A 15906-nucleotide genomic window follows, 5' to 3' on the forward strand; every position below is an offset into this window, starting at 1 on the left:
GAACTCCCTGGTCGTACTACGGGGTGCCGTCAGAACACGTCGGTGTGCAGGGCCATGTGGGTGAGTGCGCTCTCGGCGCGTTCGAGGACCACCGCCATGGACGCGCCGACGTGCTCGTGCATCGCCCGGTAGGCGGCGTCGAGCTCGTCGGCGAGGAGGTGTTCGACGATGGCGATGTGCTCGTCGATGGTGGAACCGATGCGGTCGGCGGTCCGGAAGTCGTGCATGCGCACCCGGCGGATCCGGTGGTTGACCGAGATCAGCGCGTCGGTGAGCGCCCGGTTTCCGGAGGCGCGTGAGACGGCCGCGTGGTACTGCTCGTCCAGCAGCACGAACGAGGGGTCCGGCTCGGGCGGGGAGGCGCGCAGCAGTTCCCAGCGTTCGAGCTCGGCGGCGAGGATCCGGCGGTCGTGGCGCACCGTGGGGTCCTCGATGGCGCGGGAGATGCCGCGCAGCTCGAGGGTGACCCGCAGTTCGTAGAGGTCGCGCAGTTCGGCCAGGTTGGGGACGGTGGCGTAGAAGCCGTTGTCGCGCCGTTCGACCAGACCGTCGGAGTGCAGGCGGGCCAGCGCCTCCCGGACGGGGGTGCGGGAGACCCCGAAGCGTTCGGCGAGGCGGACCTCCCCCATGCGGGTGCGGGGGGCGATACGGCCGCTGAGGACCTCCTCGCGCAGCAGGACGTAGACCCGGTCCCGACGCGAGGTCGGGGCCTCGGCCCCTGGGGGACCGTCCTGTGTATACATCGGTGTGTCCATGGGGCCCGACGCTAGGAAGCCCGTGTTTCCGGCCCCGTGCTGCCGTGTGAAGCGTCGGTTTCGCCGTGTTTCACGGGGTCCGGACACGCCGAAGGGGCGCCCCGGGGGAGTGGTCCGGGGCGCCCCTTCGTGGTGTGGCGCGGGCTCCTGGGACGGGCAGGGCCGCGCCGGTGTCCCGGGGTGTCCGCCCTCGTGCGAGGGGCGCCCGGGTGGCCCGTTCAGGTCAGAGACTCACACCCAGAGCCCAGCCGACAAGGCCGTACATGGTGCCCAGGATCAGGACCATGGCGATCAGGTTGAGCCAGATCCCGCCCTTGAGCATCTGTCCGATGTTCACGTAGCCGGAACCGAAGGCGATGGCGTTGGGCGGCGTCGCGACCGGGAGCATGAAGGCCATGCTGGCGGCGAGTACCGCGGGCACGATGAGCACGAGGACGTCGACGTCCATGCCCACGGCCACACCGCCCAGGATGGGGAGGAACGTGGCAGCGGTCGCGGTGTTGCTCGTGAGCTCGGTGAGCGCCAGGACCAGCCCGGCGACCGCGAGGACGAGGACCCAGGTGGGGACACCGGCCAGAGCCGTGACCTGACCGCCGATCCACTCGCTCAGACCGGAGTCGGTGAATTGTGCCGAGATGGCCAGCCCGCCGCCGAAGAGCAGGAGGATGCCCCAGGGCAGCTTGACCGCGGTGTCCCAGTCGAGGAGTCGTGTGTGGCGGTCCACCGGGATGAGGAAGAGGGCGACGGCCACGGTCATGGCGACTACGGCGTCCTCGACGCTGGCCAGCCAGGGCAGGGCTCCGCCGATGATGTCGGTCTCGGCCAGCATCGGGACGAAGATCCAGGAGAAGGCCGCGGAAGCGAACACGAGCAGGACGAGCTTCTCGCCGCGTCCCATGGGCCCCATCTTCTGCAGCTCGTCACGGATCATTTCCTGCGCGCCCTCGACCTTCTTGGTCTGGGGCCGGAAACAGAACTTCACCAGGACGAACCAGGCCAGCAGCATGAACACGACCGCCAGCGGGACGCCGACCTGCATCCACTGGCCGAAGCCGATGGACATGTCGTGGGCGTCGTTGAGGTAGCCCACCATGAGCACGTTCGGCGGGGTACCGATGAGCGTGGCCACGGACCCGATGGAGGCGGAGTAGGCGATACCGAGCATGAGCGCGGTCGCGAAGTTGGCATCGGTCCGGCCGTTGCGGAACTGTGCGATCAGGGTGATGACCGACAGGCCGACGGGCAGCATCATCACGGCCGTCGCGGTGTTGCTGACCCACATGGAGATGAAACCGGTGGCGATCATGAACCCACCGACCAGGCCTGCGGTGTTGGAGCCGACCTTCGAGACGATCGTCAGCGCGATGCGCTTGTGGAGGTTCCACCTCTGCATGGCCAGGGCGAGCATGAAACCGCCCATGAACAGGAAGATGGTGTCGGAACCGTAGGAGGGGGCGACGTCGCCCACCCCGACGTCCTCGAGGAGAAGCGGGAAGAGGACCAGGGGGAGCAGCGAGGTCGCCGGGATCGGGATGGCCTCGGTCGCCCACCAGATGGCGATCCACGCCGTGACGGCGGCCACTGCCGCACCGTTGGCGGAAAGGGCTGTGTCCCCGTCACCGAACTCCATGCGCATCTCGGGCAGGAGCGCGTACACGACCGCGGCCAGTAGGGGGCCGAGCACGAGGCCGATGAGTTTCGAGCGTGTCCAACCACCGTTGGCCGGCTGCCCGTCCTGAGTGGACGAGGACGCCTCCGGCGCCTCGGGACGAGTCTGGGTCGCCATCACAGTCCTCCTGGTCACGAGGGGTCGCAGTTGTTGTCTTGAAGCCCCTCCTGTGGAACCCGAGCCGGACCGCACGTTTCACTACGGTTTCTCTCGGGTTGCCTCCTTCTGACCCTGTGATCCTGGTTACTGGGTGATGATGTGTGCAACGCAACTGCGGAAGACTTGGGATTCCCCTGACATTGCGCCACCCAACGTGAGTGACCTGAGACACTTCGTCGCTCGGGGTGAGCGGGGAGGCCTCCCGAGCAAACCGTGTCTAAGCTGCACCTATGCACCTCAGTGGACCGAACCGCCGTGACGCGCTCCTGACCTTGGCCGGCGCTGCTGTTGCCGCCGGGGTGAGTGGATGCACACGCGGTCAGGTGCCCGGTCCAGGTGAACTCGTGGTGGCCACCGGCCCGCCCGGGGCGGTCTACCGGGAGATCGGGTCCCGGATCGCGATGCTGCTCGACCAGGAGCTCGCCGGCACCGACGTCGGCACGGTCGAGACCGGCGCCTCGCACGACAACCTCGTCCTGCTGGAGGACGGTGAGGCCCACCTGGGGCTGGCCAACCTCGACTCGGTGCTCTCCACCGAGGTGGTCGAGGGCAGCGGGATCCGCGCGGTCGGGCGCCTGTACGACAGCTTCGTGCACCTGGTCGTCATGGGCGACTCCCCGGTGCGCTCCATCGAGGACCTCGACGGGCGCCCGGTGTCGGTCGGCGAGGTCAACTCCGGGACCGAGTTCACGGCGGAGCAGATCCTCGCCGAGACCGGGGTCGGCGCCGAACCGGTGCGCCTGGACCAGGCCGCGTCGGCCGAGGCGCTGGCCGCCGGGGAGATCGACGCGATGTTCTCCCTGACCGGCCTGCCGACCCCCGCGATCGCCTCCCTCGCGGAGGACCACGACGTGCGGCTGATCGACCTGTCGGCGACCGCCGACCTCATGGTGGGGATCTACCCGGACGCGTACTTCCCGGCGAACATCCCCGCCACCACCTACGAGGGCATCGCGGCCTGCCCGACCATGTCGATCCCGAACCTGCTGCTGTGCCGCACGGACCTGCCCGACGGCCTGGTCGCCCGCATCACCGACTCCGTCTACCGGGGCGCCGAGGCCTTGGCCGAGCAGCGGCCCGAGGCCGCGCAGATCAACGTGCGCACCGGCATCTCCACCGGCGTCGTGCCCCTGCACCCCGGCGCCGCCCAGTGGTACCGGGAGAACAAACCCGCCTGAGTTCCTCGAGGTCCGGACATGGGCCGGGGGCCCGCGGCGGCGGGCCCCCGGTGCGGTGGACGGGTCAGGCGGGGCGCAGGCCCAGGCGCCCCCGGGTGGCGAGCACGAGCACGCCGGCGGCGAGCAGGACGAGCGCGACCTCGGTGACCCCGGCCGGGTCGTGCACGACCACCGCCTTCAGCCCCGAGACGACGTTGACGGCGGCGTGCACGACGACCGCGGCGAGTACCCCGCCGCGTGCGGAGTTGAAGACGTGGGCGAGCACGATCGTGAGGCCGACGCACAGCATCGTGTAGGCGGGGAAGGACATCTGCGACTGCATCGTGCCCGCCAGGGAGAACAGGGGCGCGTGCCACACGGCCCAGACGATGCCGAGGACCACGTTCGCGCCGAGCGGGGTGAGCACCCCCTGCAGCCGGGGCTGGGCGAAGCCCCGCCAGCCGAGCTCCTCGTTGCCGCCGCCGGCCAGGGCGATGACCAAGAACTGCACGGGCACGGTCATCAGCGCCGCGCGCAGCGCGGGCTCGTCGAGCTGGACGATTCCCGTGTAGACGGGCAGGGCCGCGGCCGCGGCGATGGCGACCAGGGCGAGGGCCCCGATCAGGTACGGGACGGCGCCGCCCCTGCGCCCGATCGAGTACCGCCGGAACAGCGCGCGGACCCCGGCCCCGCCCTGGGTAGCGGCGGTGACCACGACCGCGGCGACCATCGGGCCGAAACCGCCGGCGACGACGAACGGCATCGTGCTGTCCGCGGGGATCACCTGGGGCGCGGCCCACCAGGCGGTCCAGGAGAAGGCGAAGGCGATCACGAGGAACGCGGTGAGTCCGTGGGGGTGCACGGCGGTCGTGCGCGCGGGGTCGGGGGCCTGTTCGGGGGAGGGGGTGTGCGGTCGCTGGGTGGAGGGTTCGTTGATCATGCGCATCAACATACACTGTTGGAGAGCGTCATACAACGTATGAGTTCCTATGCTGGCGACCATGAGCGACCCCGGATCCGCGCAGCAGTTCGACAGCGTCTTCCACCGAACGGAGCGCCGCCGTTCCCAGCCCTCCCTCACCCGCGAACGCATCGTCGAGGGCACCATCGCGCTGCTCGACCGCGACGGCGCCCGGGCGCTGACCATGCGCAAGGTCGCGACCGAACTCGGCGTGCACGCGACGAGCCTGTACTGGTACGTCAAGCGGCGGGAGGACCTCGTCGACCTGGCCGTGGACGGGATCCTGGCCGAGGCCGCCGCCGAGCTCCCGCCCGCAGACGCCCCCTGGGACACCGCGATCAAGGAGACCGCCCGACGCTTCTACGCGGCCCTGACCGCACACGCCTGGGCGGCCGAGTTCGCCGGTGCACGCCCGCTCATCGGCCCGAACGCGGTCGCACTGGGACGGCGGATCGTCGAGGCGCTCCACGGGCTCGGCGACGAGGAACAGCAGGCCGTCGCGATCCGCGCGGTCTCGAACCAGATCATCGGCGCGGCCACCTCCGCCGTCGCGATGCGGACCACGAAGGCACACGCCTCGCACGAGCACGAGGCGACCCTGGCCACCGCGGTGTCGGAACCGGACGGGCTCGCCGTCGAGCACACCTACTTCGACCAGGTCCTCGACCTGATCGTGGACGGCATCTCCGCACGCCGCGACGCGTAGCGGGGCCGGACGCGCGCTCTTCCGCGTCCGGCCCCGCACACCGCCCACCGCCCCCTCAGGCGACGGGCGGCCGGCGCAGCGCGCGCACGGCCGGAACGAGCGCCGCGGCCAGGGCGATGGTCAGGGAAGCGGCGCCCACCGCGCCGAGCTCGGCCCACGGCAGGTGCACCGCCACCTCCGCGGGCCCCTCACGCGGGTCGAACTCGTCGCGCAACCCCACGGTCAGCGCGAACAGCCCGGGCAGGGACAGCAGTGCCCCCAGGGCCAGCCCGACCGCGGTGACCAGGCCGGTCTCGGCCGTCAACAGCCCCAGCACCTGGCGCCGGTGCGCACCGGTCACCCGCAGCAGGGCCAGGTCGCGCCGGCGCGCGGAGGTCGACAGCGACAGCGTGTTGGCCAGGGAGACGGCCGTGTACCCCAGGGACAGCGCCAGGATGATCCCGGTGAAGAGCCGGAGCAGGCGCAGTTCCTCGGCCACCCCGTCGTCGAACAGCCGGTCGGTGGCCACCACCCGCGAACCCTGGTCGGCCAGCTCCGCCGAGAGCGCCCCCGCGTCCCTCGGGTCGAACGCCGCGCTGATCGCGAAGGTGCCCGGGTCGTGCTCGCGCGCCAGGTCGTGGGGGAGTGCCAGCTCCGCCCACAGCTCCAGTTCGGGAGGGAACGGGGCGACGGTCACCGGGACCCGCCCGTCGCTGCCGTCGCGCCAGGTGAGGTCCACGGTGTCGCCCTCCTCCCAGCCGAACTCCGCGGCGGTGGCGGGGGAGGCCCACACCGTTCCCTCCGGCGGGGAGTCCAGGTGGCGTCCGACTGCCTCCACCCAGCGGCCGTCGACGTACACCCCGGTGGAGAGCTGGCTGGCGACCTCGCCCTCGGCGTGCTCGCGGGTCCGTTCCAGGGCGCGGTCGGTCAGGCCCAGGTTTCCGTCCTCCTGCACCACCATCGCCTCGCCCGGAACCTCCCCCCGGGAATGCTCGTCGATCGCCGCGCCGAGCGTGTCGGTCTGGCCCAGCACGGTGACGGCGAGCGCGGCCACGAGCAGGGCCGGGAGCATGGTCGCGGCCGCCCGGCGGGGATCGGCACGTGTCTCGGCCCGCAGCAGTTCCGCGAGCGCGGACCGCCCCGGGACCAGACCGACGACCCGGGGCAGGAACACGGGCGCGGCCACGGCAGCGGACACGACCAGGGCCAGGCTCGTGCACAGGGCGAAGGAGATCGAGGCCTCCATGTCACCCCGCGCGGTCGCGACCACCAGCACGCCGCCCAGCGCGGCCGCGGCGATCCCCGTCCACAGGCGCCACCGAGGGACCGTTCCGCCCCGTGCCTCCACCGGACGCAGCGCCTCCAGCGGGGCCACCCGGGCGGCCCGGCGCGAGGCTCCCAACACCCCGGCGACCGCGGCGGCCACCCCGGTCACCACGGCCACACCGACCGGAAGGGCGACGGTGCGCACCTCCCAGCCGGGCGACAGCAGTTCCATGCCGACCATCCAGCGGCCGAGCAGGAACGCCCCGGCGATCCCGGCGACCGCCCCCACCAGGGACGCCGCGGTGCCCACGACCGCAGCCTCGCCGAGCAGCATCCGGCGCACCTGGCGCGGTGTCGCACCGACCGCGCGCAGCAGGGCGAGTTCGCGGCGGCGCACCTCCACCTGGAAGGTGAACGTTGTGCCGACCACGAACACGGAGACGAACACGGCGAGCAGCCCGACCAGGACCAACAGCTGCTGGCCCACCCAGTTGTCGGCGTCGTCGAACTCCGCGGCCATGGCACCGCGGTCCGCGCCGGTGAACACGTCCGCGGACGGCCCCAGCACGCCGCGCACCCGGTCACCGGCGTCGGCGGGGTCGATGCCCGGGGACGCCACCACACCGATGACCGAGACGGCCGTGGCGGTCCCCTCCGCGAGGCGGTCGGGAACGAGCACGTCGTCCCCGTCGGTGACACCGGAGACGGTCATCGGCCACTCGGCGCCGGCCGTCAGCACGGTGACGGTGTCGCCCACCGAACGGTCGTAGGAGGCCGGCAGCACCACCTGGTCCGTCCCGGTCGGCGCCCCGCCCTCGAGCATGCGGACGCTTCCCAGACCGAAGGAGGACCATCCGGCGCCGCCCGCGCCGTCGGCGGTGTCGCCGACCGGCTCTCCGAGGGTCCGCTCGCCGTCCATGACCCGGACGTCGAAGCGCCGCTCGGCGACCGCGGTCTCCACCCCGCCCGAACCGGCGATCTCCTCGGCGAGGGCGTCGGCCTCACCGTGGCCCCAGACACCGCGGGCGGTGGTGACGTCGTCGGACCTGGTGCCCGCGGCCTCCGGGACGGCCAGGACGTCGGCCTGCCCGTAACGCGGCGGCACGTCGGGCAGCGAGGAGGCGATGACGATCCCGGAGGCCGCGATCAGCGCCACCCCGAGGACCAGCGCGACGAACCCGCCCAGGACCGACCGCAGCCGGTGGCGGACCATGGAGAGCGCGATCATGTCTCCTCCAGCCCGGCCATGCGCACGGCGATCTCCCCGGCGTCGAGGCGGCCGCTGCCGTCGCCGCCGATCCCGTCCACGACCTGGCCGTCGGCCATGAACACGACCCGGTCGGCGCGCGCGGCCACGGACGGGTCGTGGGTGACCACGAGCACCGTCCGGCCGTGCAGGTCCACCGCGGCGCGCAGGTGGTCCAGCACCTGCCGGCCGCGGGTGAGGTCGAGGGCGCCGGTCGGCTCGTCGGCGCAGATCAGGGCGGGCCGGTTCAGCACGGCCCGGGCGATCGCCACCCGCTGTTGTTCGCCGCCGGAGAGCTGGTGCGGCCGGTGGTCGGCGCGGTCGCGCAGCCCCACCCCGTCCAGGGCGTCGAGGGCTTCCTCCCGCGTGGTTCGCCGTCCGGCCAGGCGCGCGGGCAGCACCGTGTTCTGTGCCGCGGTCAGTGCGCCGACGAGGTTGTAGCTCTGGAAGACGAACCCGACCCGGGCCCGGCGGAACTCGGTGAGCCCCCGTTCACCGAGGCCGTCGAGCACCGTCCCGTCCACGGTGATGCTTCCCGAATCGGGTCGGTCCAGACCGACGGCGCAGTGCAGCAGGGTCGACTTGCCCGAGCCGGACGGCCCCATGACGGCGGTGAAGGTGCCCTCCGGCACGGAGAGCGAGACGCCGTCCAGGGCGTCGACCGTGTGCCCGCCGGTGGTGTAGCGCTTGGTCAGGGAGATGATCTGCAGGGCGCCCCGTGCGGCGCCGACGGTGGTGTTCATGTCTCCAGCACAGCGGAGCGGGCGGCCCTCGCGCGGGTGCCTGTGGTGGAGAGACGGAGGTAGACCCTGGTCCACCGCGCCGGGGCGGGGTGCCGGTCTAACCTCGGGATGTGACCGTCCGAACCCTGCGCGCGGCGATCACGCTCGCGCCCCACCGTTTCCTGCTGTCGGCGTGGCCGTGGCGGGCTCTGGCCTACCTGGCCTCGGGCCTCGTGGCGGGTTCGCTCCTGTACGGGACCGTGCATCTGCTGGCCGTGCACTGGCCCGAGCAGGGGCGCCAGTGGCAGATCCTGGCGCTGCCGCTGGGGATGCTGTTCCTGGCTGCGGTCCTGGGCAGTACCCCTCTGGTGGTCCGTTGGGGCCGGTGGTGCGAAGGGCTGGTCGGGGAGCAGCTGGAGCCTCCGCCGGAGACCGCCCCCTCGGGAGCGGGACGGTGGGCCCGGCTGCGGGCCCGCGCGTTCTCCACCCGTACGTGGCGGGACGTGGGGTACACCGTGCTCGCCCTCAGCGTCCTGTACGTGCTGGACCTGGCGGTGCTGGTCGTCGCGCTCGGCTCCCCGCTGGCGGGGGTGCTCAACTACTGGGGCGCCGCCTGGCTGCGGCCGGCCGAGTGGGTGGCGAGCGTGGCCGGCTGGGCCTCGCTGTGGCTGGTCGGCCTCTACCTCGTGGCCGCCTGGGCGTCGGCGCGCTCGGAGATCGTGCGCGCCGTGCTCTCCCCGCGTGAGGAACGCCTGGCCGCGGAGCTGCGCGACGTCACGACCTCCCGCGCGGCCCTGGCGGAGGCCTTCGACGACGAACGCCGCCGCATCGAACGCGACCTTCACGACGGCGCCCAACAGCGACTGGTCGCCGTGAAGACCGCCCTGGGGCTGGCCCGGCTCGACCTGCCTGACGGCTCCCCGGCGGCAGGCGCGGTCCGGGAGGCCCAGGACCAGGTGACGGCGGCCCTGAGCGAGCTGCGCGACCTGGTCCGCGGCATCCATCCCCAGGTGCTCACCGAACGCGGGCTGCGGGCGGCGCTGCTGGACGTGGCCGCCCGTGCGTCCTCCCCGGTCTCGGTCGAGTTCGACCCGCCCGACCGCCTTCCCCCGGCCGTGGAGTCCACCGCCTACTTCGTGGTGTGCGAGGCCCTGGCCAACGCCGCCAAACACGCACCCGGCGCCCCGGTCCGGGTCAGCGGGGACACACACGACGGAACACTGCGCGTGGACGTCACCGACGAGGGCCCAGGGGGCGCCGACCCCGACGGCGGCGGGCTGGGCGGCCTGCGCCACCGGTTGGCGGTCCTGGACGGGGTACTGACCGTGCACAGCCCCGAGGGCGGGCCGACCACCGTGCGATTGGAGATCCCGCAACGATGACGCACCCACTGTCCGTCGTGGTGGCCGACGACTCGGTCCTGCTCCGCGAAGGGGTGGAAGGGGTCCTGACCCGGTTCGGCCACGACGTGGTCGCCTCGGTCGGTGACGCCGACGCCCTCGAGGAGGCGGTGCGCGCCCACGGTCCGGACCTCGTCGTCACGGACGTGCGCATGCCGCCCGGGTTCCGGGACGAAGGGCTCCTGGCGGCCGTCCGCATCCGCCGCGAACGCCCGGGACTCGGGATCATCGTGCTCAGCCAGTACGTGCAGCCCGCCTACGCCTCGGAGCTCCTGGAGGTCGACGCCCCCGGCGGCGCGGGATACCTGCTCAAGGAGCGCATCGGCGACGTCGAGGAGTTCGCGGAGGCGGTCACGAAGGTCGCGTCGGGCGGCACGGTCCTGGACCGGGAGGTGATCCGCGTGATGATGGCGGCCCGGTCGAGCCCGCTCGAACGCCTGGCACCCCGCGAGCGCGAGGTCCTGGGGCTCATGGCCCGGGGCGAGTCCAACGCCGCCATCGCCCGCACCCTCGTGGTGTCGGACGCGGCGGTGCGCAAGCACATCGGGTCGATCTTCACCAAGCTCGACCTGGATCCGCAGACCGACGGGCACCGCCGTGTGCTGGCGGTCCTGGCCTACCTGGACCGCTGACCGGGCCCCTCAGGCCGGCGGGAGCTCGATGAGCACACCGAAGCCGGGGCGGTCGCCCTCGCCGATGCCGTCGGTCAGCGACAGCCGTCCGCCGCTGCCGCGCACGAGGTCGGCGACGATCGCGAGGCCCAGCCCGGTGCCCTCGGTGTTCTGGTGGCGGGTCGAGCGCCAGAACCGGTCCAGGGCCGACTCGCGCTCCTCCTCGGGCAGCCCTCCGCCGTCGTCGAGCACCCACAGGTGCACGGGGTCGCCGTCGCGCGCCCGCACCGCGATCCGGGTCCCGCCGGAGAGCCGCGTCGCGTTGCTGACCAGTTCGTCGAGGATGCTGCCGAGCCCGCCCGCGGGTGCGAGCGCGCGCAACCCCTCGGGCACGTCGGTCTCGACCTCGATGCCGCGCGAGGAACCCAGGGCCCGCCAGCGTTCCACCCGCGTCTGCAGCACCTCCGACACGTCCACGGGTTCGGAACCGGTGACGCTCTCCAACCGGGTCGCGGCCAGCAGCGAGTTCAGCATCCGGTGCATGACGGTGGTCTCGTCCACGGCGATCGCGTGGGCCTCCCGCGCCTCCTCGGTCCGCAGGTGCGGGGCGAGGTTCTCCACCGCCAGGCGCAGGCTCGCGAGCGGGTTCCGCAGCTGGTGGGAGGCCTCCGAGACGAACGCACGCTGGCGTTCGAGCGCGGCCTGCACCACCGAGACCATGGTGTTGAAGGAGTCGGTGAGGTGGCGGAGTTCGGGCGGCCCGCGTTCGGCGTCCACACGCACCTCCAGGTCGCCCGACGAGACCGCCTCGGTGGCCTCGTCCAGGCGCCGGATCGGGCGCAGCACCCACCGGGAGAGCGGCAGGGCGGCGGCCACGAGCAGCGCCAGCGGCACGAGCCCGCCGACCGCCGTCCAGGCCCAGGCGTCGAGCACCTCCGAACCCAGCCGGTCGGTGGGCGCGACCAGCACGACCGCCCCGGCGACCTCGCTGTCGCGGCCCACGGGTTCGACGACCACGAGCGGGTCGTCGCTCCAGGGCCACACGGTCTCCGGCGGCGGTGGACGCTCACCCGCCAGGGCGGTGCGCACCTGCGCGTCGAGGGGCAGCGAGTCCAGCAGCTCGGCCGAGCGCTCGTCGTCCTCCGAGCCCGCGACGACCTGCCCGTCGGGGGCGACCACCAGCACGGGGGTCCCGTACAGCTGCCGGTAGCGCTCCAGCTCCTGGTTGAGCGCGGACAACCGTTCGGCCTCCAGCGCGCTCTGTGCCAGGGACGCGAACCGCCCGGCGTCACCCGTGCGGTCGACGTAGGCCTCCTGGGTGCGCTGCTGCGCGGTCATCGTGCCCAGCGGCATCAGGACCGCCACGACCAGCACGACCGCGAACGGGACGAGGATGACGAGCAGGCGACGCAGCACGGGTCAGGCCCCGTCGAGCATGTAACCGACGCCCCGCACGGTACGGATGCGCACCGAGTCGCCGAGCTTGGCGCGCAGCGACGCCACGTGGGTGTCGAGCGTGCGAGAGGACGCCTCCCACGCGGTGCCCCACACCTGGTCGAGGATCTGGTCGCGCGCCACCACCGAGGGCGAACGCCCGGCGAGCAGAGCCAACAGGTCGAACTCCTTGCGGGCCAGGCGTACCGGTTCGCCGTCCACGGTCGCCGTCCGGGAATCGGGGTGCACGACCACGTCACCCACCCGGATCGGCGGTTCGGCCTCCTCGGGTTCGGCGCGGGCGGGACGGGTGCGGCGCAGGACCGCGTCGACGCGGGCGAGGAGTTCGGCGACACCGAAGGGTTTGACCACGTAGTCGTCGGCGCCCGCGCGCAGTCCGCGCACCCGGTCGCGTTCCTCGCCGCGGGCGGTCACGGCGATGATGGCGGTCTGCGGCCGGCCGCGCAGCCGGCGCAGCAGCTCGATGCCGTCGGCGTCGGGCAGGCCGAGGTCGAGCAGGACGACGTCTGCGGGCGGGGCGCTGAGGGCGCGCTCCGCGGTGGCCACCCGTTGGACCTCGAACGAGGCCGACCGCAGGGCGGTCACCAGCCCGCGTGCGACCCGGTCGTCGTCCTCCACCACGAGAATGCGCATGAGCAGCATGGTAGGCAGATTCGGCGACCTCCCGAGGACACCCGGCCCGCGGGGCCCTGACCGGCCGTCGCTCAGCCGCCGGTCCCGTCCCTGCGGTCCCACTCCATCTGGACGCGCAGGTTGCCCTCGGCGGACGAGCGGGCGATGATCGCGCCGGTCTCCGCGCTGAGCTTCACCCCGACGGTGACCCGGATCACGTCCGGGCCGAGGGCGGTGCCGAGCTCGTCCAGGGTGGCGCCCACCGCGCGCCGCACCGACGAGAGCCGTTCGGTGAGCGTGCCGACCGCCTCCTCGATCCGGTCCCCGCCCGAGACCAGCTCGGTGCCGTGGGGATCGCCGTCGACCTCCACGTACACCTCGTCCTCCTCCGGCCCCTGGTCGCCGATGCGCAGACGCACGAGTCGTGTCACGGCCTGTCTCCTTCCCGGGGGTGCCCGTGCCCGTTGCGGGCGTAGACGTCGACGGGCGCGCGGTACCGGCGTGCGACCGCGGCGCTCTCCACCGCGGGCAGCATCGCCTCGACCCACACCCGGGCCCCGGCGCCGGCCTGGGGCGTGCCCACGTGTTCGCCGTCGAGCATGCGGGCGAGGTCGTCGAACCAGGGGTCGCGGCCGCCCAGCACCCGTACCGCCAGGCGCAGCATCCGCCGGATCTCCGGCACCTGCCCGCCCAGCGCGAGCAGCCGGGCACGCACCCCGGTGCGGAAGTCCCAACGGACCTCCTCGCCCGGGTCCTCGTCCAGGACCCCGTCGGCCAGGCGCACGAGCCCGCTGAAGAAGACCTCGGTGAGCTCGGAGGGGGAAGCCGCTCCCAACACGTCGCGGCACACCTCGGAGACCACGGCCGGGTGCAGCGGGACCGCAGCCAGCGCCACCGCCAGCTCGAACGCCTCCGGGCTGGCCGTGCGCCGGAACCGCAGCACCGCCTCCCCCTCGGGCACCTCCGGTTCGGCCCGCGCCCCGGGGTCGGGGTACTCGGCGGCGTGCACCCACAGGCGCGAGCGGCTGCGCACCATCGTGAAGGACGCCCAGTCGTGCAGGGCGGCCGCGCGCAACGGCAGCACCGGGATCAGGGTTCCGCGCGGGTGTTCCTCCTCGATCGCGCCGGCACGGGAGCTCTCGCGCACGTACCCGGTGTTGGGGCCGCCCGGGCTCGCCGGCCACGACGCGCGGATGCGTGTGGGCACCGTGCGGATCGACCCGCGGCGCCACAGTTGCGGGCGCAGCAGGTGCAGCACGGCCACCGCACCCCCGCGGGCGGCACGGGCCACCCAGTCCTGGAACCCGGCGTCGCCCCAGGCCGCGCCGAGCCCGTCGGTGACGATCAGGGTGACGTGCGGGCCGCCCTCCCCGGGCGGCCGCAGGTGTCGGGGGCGCCCGTCGGGGTCGGCGAGCAGGGGAGGACCGGGCCGCCGGGAGTCGAAACCGAGCAGGTCGACGGAGCGGAAGATGCCGCTGCGGCGCAGGAGGCGCGTGAGGTCGTCGGTCACACCGCGCTGGAACAGCATGGACACGCCGGTGTCGGTGACCAGGGCCAGGCGAACGGTCCGCGCGGCCCCCGGGCGCAGCGCGGGCAGCACCGGCACCCCGGAGGCGCGGCGTTCCCCGGGTCCCCAGTGCGCGGTGTCCAGGAGCGCGCGTGCATAGTTGCGGGCGGTGTCGGCGAGGTCGGGGTGCTCGGGGCGGCCCCTCGGAACCTTGAGGTTGAACAGGCTGAACGCCGACAGGAGGCCGGAGCGGTCCTCCAGGCGCTGGTGGGCGGGGTCGTCGATGGGCACGGCCGGTACGGACGCCGGCCCGACCGGAGGCCTGTTCGCCGGTTCGGGGTCCTCGGCCGGGGCCTCGTGCCGTCGCGGGAGCGCCCCCGGCGACGCGGGGTCCGGAGGCAGGGGTTCGGTGAAGGGCAGGTGCGCCAGGTGCCCGTACCGCAGCCGGGACGTGCCGTCCGCGGCCTGTTTCATGACCGCGGCCAGGTGCACGGCGTCGGCGAGGTCGGTGGCGTCCAGGCCGTACTCGCCCAGCGGCAGGGGCTCCTGGCCGCCGCTCATCCGGGTGATTCCGTGAGCCGGTGCCAGAGGAGCTCGGCCAGGTGGTCGACCTGCTCGGGGGTGGGACCGCCGTCGTGGTCGAGCTGCCCGACCAGGTGGACGGCGTTGAGCAGCTGGTCGAGGGCGAGCTGGTCGCCGTGCACACCCGCGTCGAGGAACTTGGTGACCAGATCCCGTGTACCGGTGGGGAGGTTGCCGTCGAAGTGCCCGGCGACCGCGGCCAGGAGCTCCTCCTCCCGGGGCAGTCCCATGCGCACGGGGATGCACCGCCGCATGAACGCGGGTGGGAGGTCGCGGTCGTTGTTGCAGGTCAGAACCACGATGGGGAAGGCAGAGCACAGAACGCGGCCGCGCTCGACCGCGACCGGGCGCCCCGGGTCGTCGGTGGCGACCTCTATGCGCTCGGCGACCCCGGCCAGGCGCGCGAGCTCGGGCACGTCGAACCCGCCGCTCTCGAACAGGTCGAGCAGGTCGCCCGACAGGTCGAAGTCGCCCAGGTCGAAGTCGTCCACGAGCAGTACCCGCGGCAGGTGCGCCGGGAGGAACGCCGTGCCCAGCGGGCCCAGCGTGAGGTACCGCCCGATGGAACGCGCGCTGCTGCCCAGCCGGCCGTCGTCCCCGCCCGGGGGTTCGTCGCCGGTGAGCCGCACACGGGCGTTCTCCAGGTTGAGGTCGTGGATCTGGGTGAGCGGATCGTAGGAGTACAGGCCCTCGCGCACCGTCGACCGGCTCGTGACCGGCCACCGCAGGACCCGTCCCAACTGCAGCTCGCGGGAGATCTGGTGGGCCAGGCTGGACTTGCCCACACCGGGGGGACCCACCAGCAGCAGGGGGCGCCGCAGGTGGATGGCGGCGTTGACCTTGTCGAGCAGGTCCTTGCGTTCGGGGCCCAGGGGGATGGCGAAACCCCGGGTGCGGGCCGGTCCCAGGTAACGGCCGCTGGTCTCGTCGTGAGGCGGGTCGGTGGGGTCCGGCCGCCCGCCGAAGGTCCGCCACTGGGGTGGGGGCGGCAGCTGGGTGAGCAGGTCCAGGTGCGGGCGGGGTTGGCCCGTTCCGTGGAAGATCCACCACTCCGGCACGTCCGGCACGGGATCGGTCGATCCTGATTCGGCTGGTGTGGTCATGGGGGGTTGTCCTTCG

The 15906-nt window shown here is 73.1% G+C and carries 14 protein-coding genes; 4 read left to right on the forward strand and 10 right to left on the reverse strand.

Annotated features, from left to right (window positions below; genetic code table 11):
* Window positions 1–29: 29 nt before the first annotated feature.
* Together IDM40_RS06395 and IDM40_RS06400 are read right to left on the reverse strand one after the other, a co-directional pair.
* The gene (locus IDM40_RS06395) at window positions 30–755 is read right to left on the reverse strand and encodes a GntR family transcriptional regulator (protein ID WP_193120966.1); all 726 of its coding nucleotides are present in this window, start codon (window positions 753–755) and stop codon (window positions 30–32) included.
* 223 nt (window positions 756–978) lie between these two features.
* Window positions 979–2541, reverse strand: coding sequence for an SLC13 family permease (locus IDM40_RS06400; RefSeq protein WP_193120967.1), 1563 nt, complete (start codon window positions 2539–2541; stop codon window positions 979–981).
* Between the two features lie 272 nt (window positions 2542–2813).
* Between IDM40_RS06400 and IDM40_RS06405 the strand changes: the two genes are divergently transcribed.
* On the forward strand, window positions 2814–3761 hold the full coding sequence (locus IDM40_RS06405; protein ID WP_193120968.1) for a TAXI family TRAP transporter solute-binding subunit: 948 nt from the start codon (window positions 2814–2816) through the stop codon (window positions 3759–3761).
* A gap of 64 nt (window positions 3762–3825) precedes the next feature.
* Here IDM40_RS06405 and IDM40_RS06410 read toward each other — a convergent pair whose 3' ends face one another.
* Window positions 3826–4692, reverse strand: a complete 867-nt coding sequence (locus IDM40_RS06410) for a CPBP family intramembrane glutamic endopeptidase (RefSeq protein ID WP_193120969.1) — start codon at window positions 4690–4692, stop codon at window positions 3826–3828.
* A 37-nt stretch (window positions 4693–4729) separates the two neighbouring features.
* Here IDM40_RS06410 and IDM40_RS06415 point away from each other — a divergent pair, with 37 nt between their 5' ends.
* The gene (locus IDM40_RS06415) at window positions 4730–5407 is read left to right on the forward strand and encodes a TetR/AcrR family transcriptional regulator (RefSeq protein ID WP_193120970.1); all 678 of its coding nucleotides are present in this window, start codon (window positions 4730–4732) and stop codon (window positions 5405–5407) included.
* Between the two features lie 55 nt (window positions 5408–5462).
* On the opposite strand, the gene IDM40_RS06420 is transcribed toward IDM40_RS06415, so the two are convergent.
* Both IDM40_RS06420 and IDM40_RS06425 read right to left on the reverse strand, forming a co-directional pair.
* Entirely contained in the window at window positions 5463–7880 is a 2418-nt protein-coding gene (locus IDM40_RS06420) for an ABC transporter permease (protein WP_193120971.1), read from the reverse strand.
* Window positions 7877–8641 carry an ABC transporter ATP-binding protein gene (locus IDM40_RS06425; protein WP_193120972.1) on the reverse strand — a complete coding sequence of 255 codons (765 nt, stop codon included), beginning with the start codon at window positions 8639–8641 and terminating at the stop codon, window positions 7877–7879. Before IDM40_RS06425 ends, IDM40_RS06420 begins: the two co-directional genes overlap by 4 nt.
* Window positions 8642–8751: 110 nt before the next feature.
* On the opposite strand from IDM40_RS06425, the gene IDM40_RS06430 reads away from it, so the two are divergent.
* Together IDM40_RS06430 and IDM40_RS06435 are read left to right on the forward strand one after the other, a co-directional pair.
* Window positions 8752–10002: a sensor histidine kinase gene (locus IDM40_RS06430; RefSeq protein WP_193120973.1), complete on the forward strand. Its 1251-nt coding sequence runs from the start codon at window positions 8752–8754 to the stop codon at window positions 10000–10002.
* A complete protein-coding gene (locus tag IDM40_RS06435) occupies window positions 9999–10652 on the forward strand; it encodes a response regulator transcription factor (RefSeq protein WP_193120974.1) in 654 nt (217 codons plus the stop codon). Before IDM40_RS06430 ends, IDM40_RS06435 begins: the two co-directional genes overlap by 4 nt.
* A 9-nt stretch (window positions 10653–10661) precedes the next feature.
* Here the strand turns inward: IDM40_RS06435 and IDM40_RS06440 are convergent, their stop codons facing one another.
* From IDM40_RS06440 to IDM40_RS06460, 5 genes are all read right to left on the reverse strand, one after another.
* Window positions 10662–12047 carry a HAMP domain-containing sensor histidine kinase gene (locus tag IDM40_RS06440; RefSeq protein ID WP_193120975.1) on the reverse strand — a complete coding sequence of 462 codons (1386 nt, stop codon included), beginning with the start codon at window positions 12045–12047 and terminating at the stop codon, window positions 10662–10664.
* A gap of 3 nt (window positions 12048–12050) precedes the next feature.
* Complete coding sequence (locus IDM40_RS06445; RefSeq protein ID WP_193120976.1) at window positions 12051–12728, reverse strand: response regulator transcription factor; 678 nt, start codon at window positions 12726–12728, stop codon at window positions 12051–12053.
* A 62-nt stretch (window positions 12729–12790) separates the two neighbouring features.
* Window positions 12791–13129, reverse strand: a complete 339-nt coding sequence (locus tag IDM40_RS06450) for a CU044_2847 family protein (RefSeq protein WP_328806950.1) — start codon at window positions 13127–13129, stop codon at window positions 12791–12793.
* Window positions 13126–14766 (reverse strand): SAV_2336 N-terminal domain-related protein, encoded by a 1641-nt coding sequence (locus tag IDM40_RS06455; RefSeq protein WP_193120977.1) that lies wholly within the window; start codon window positions 14764–14766, stop codon window positions 13126–13128. Before IDM40_RS06455 ends, IDM40_RS06450 begins: the two co-directional genes overlap by 4 nt.
* Window positions 14763–15890: an AAA family ATPase gene (locus tag IDM40_RS06460; protein ID WP_193120978.1), complete on the reverse strand. Its 1128-nt coding sequence runs from the start codon at window positions 15888–15890 to the stop codon at window positions 14763–14765. The genes IDM40_RS06455 and IDM40_RS06460 overlap by 4 nt, the downstream gene beginning before the upstream one ends.
* Between the last annotated feature and the right edge of the window lie 16 nt (window positions 15891–15906).

The organism is Nocardiopsis coralli, assembly GCF_014892575.1.
Taxonomy (GTDB): domain Bacteria; phylum Actinomycetota; class Actinomycetes; order Streptosporangiales; family Streptosporangiaceae; genus Nocardiopsis; species Nocardiopsis coralli.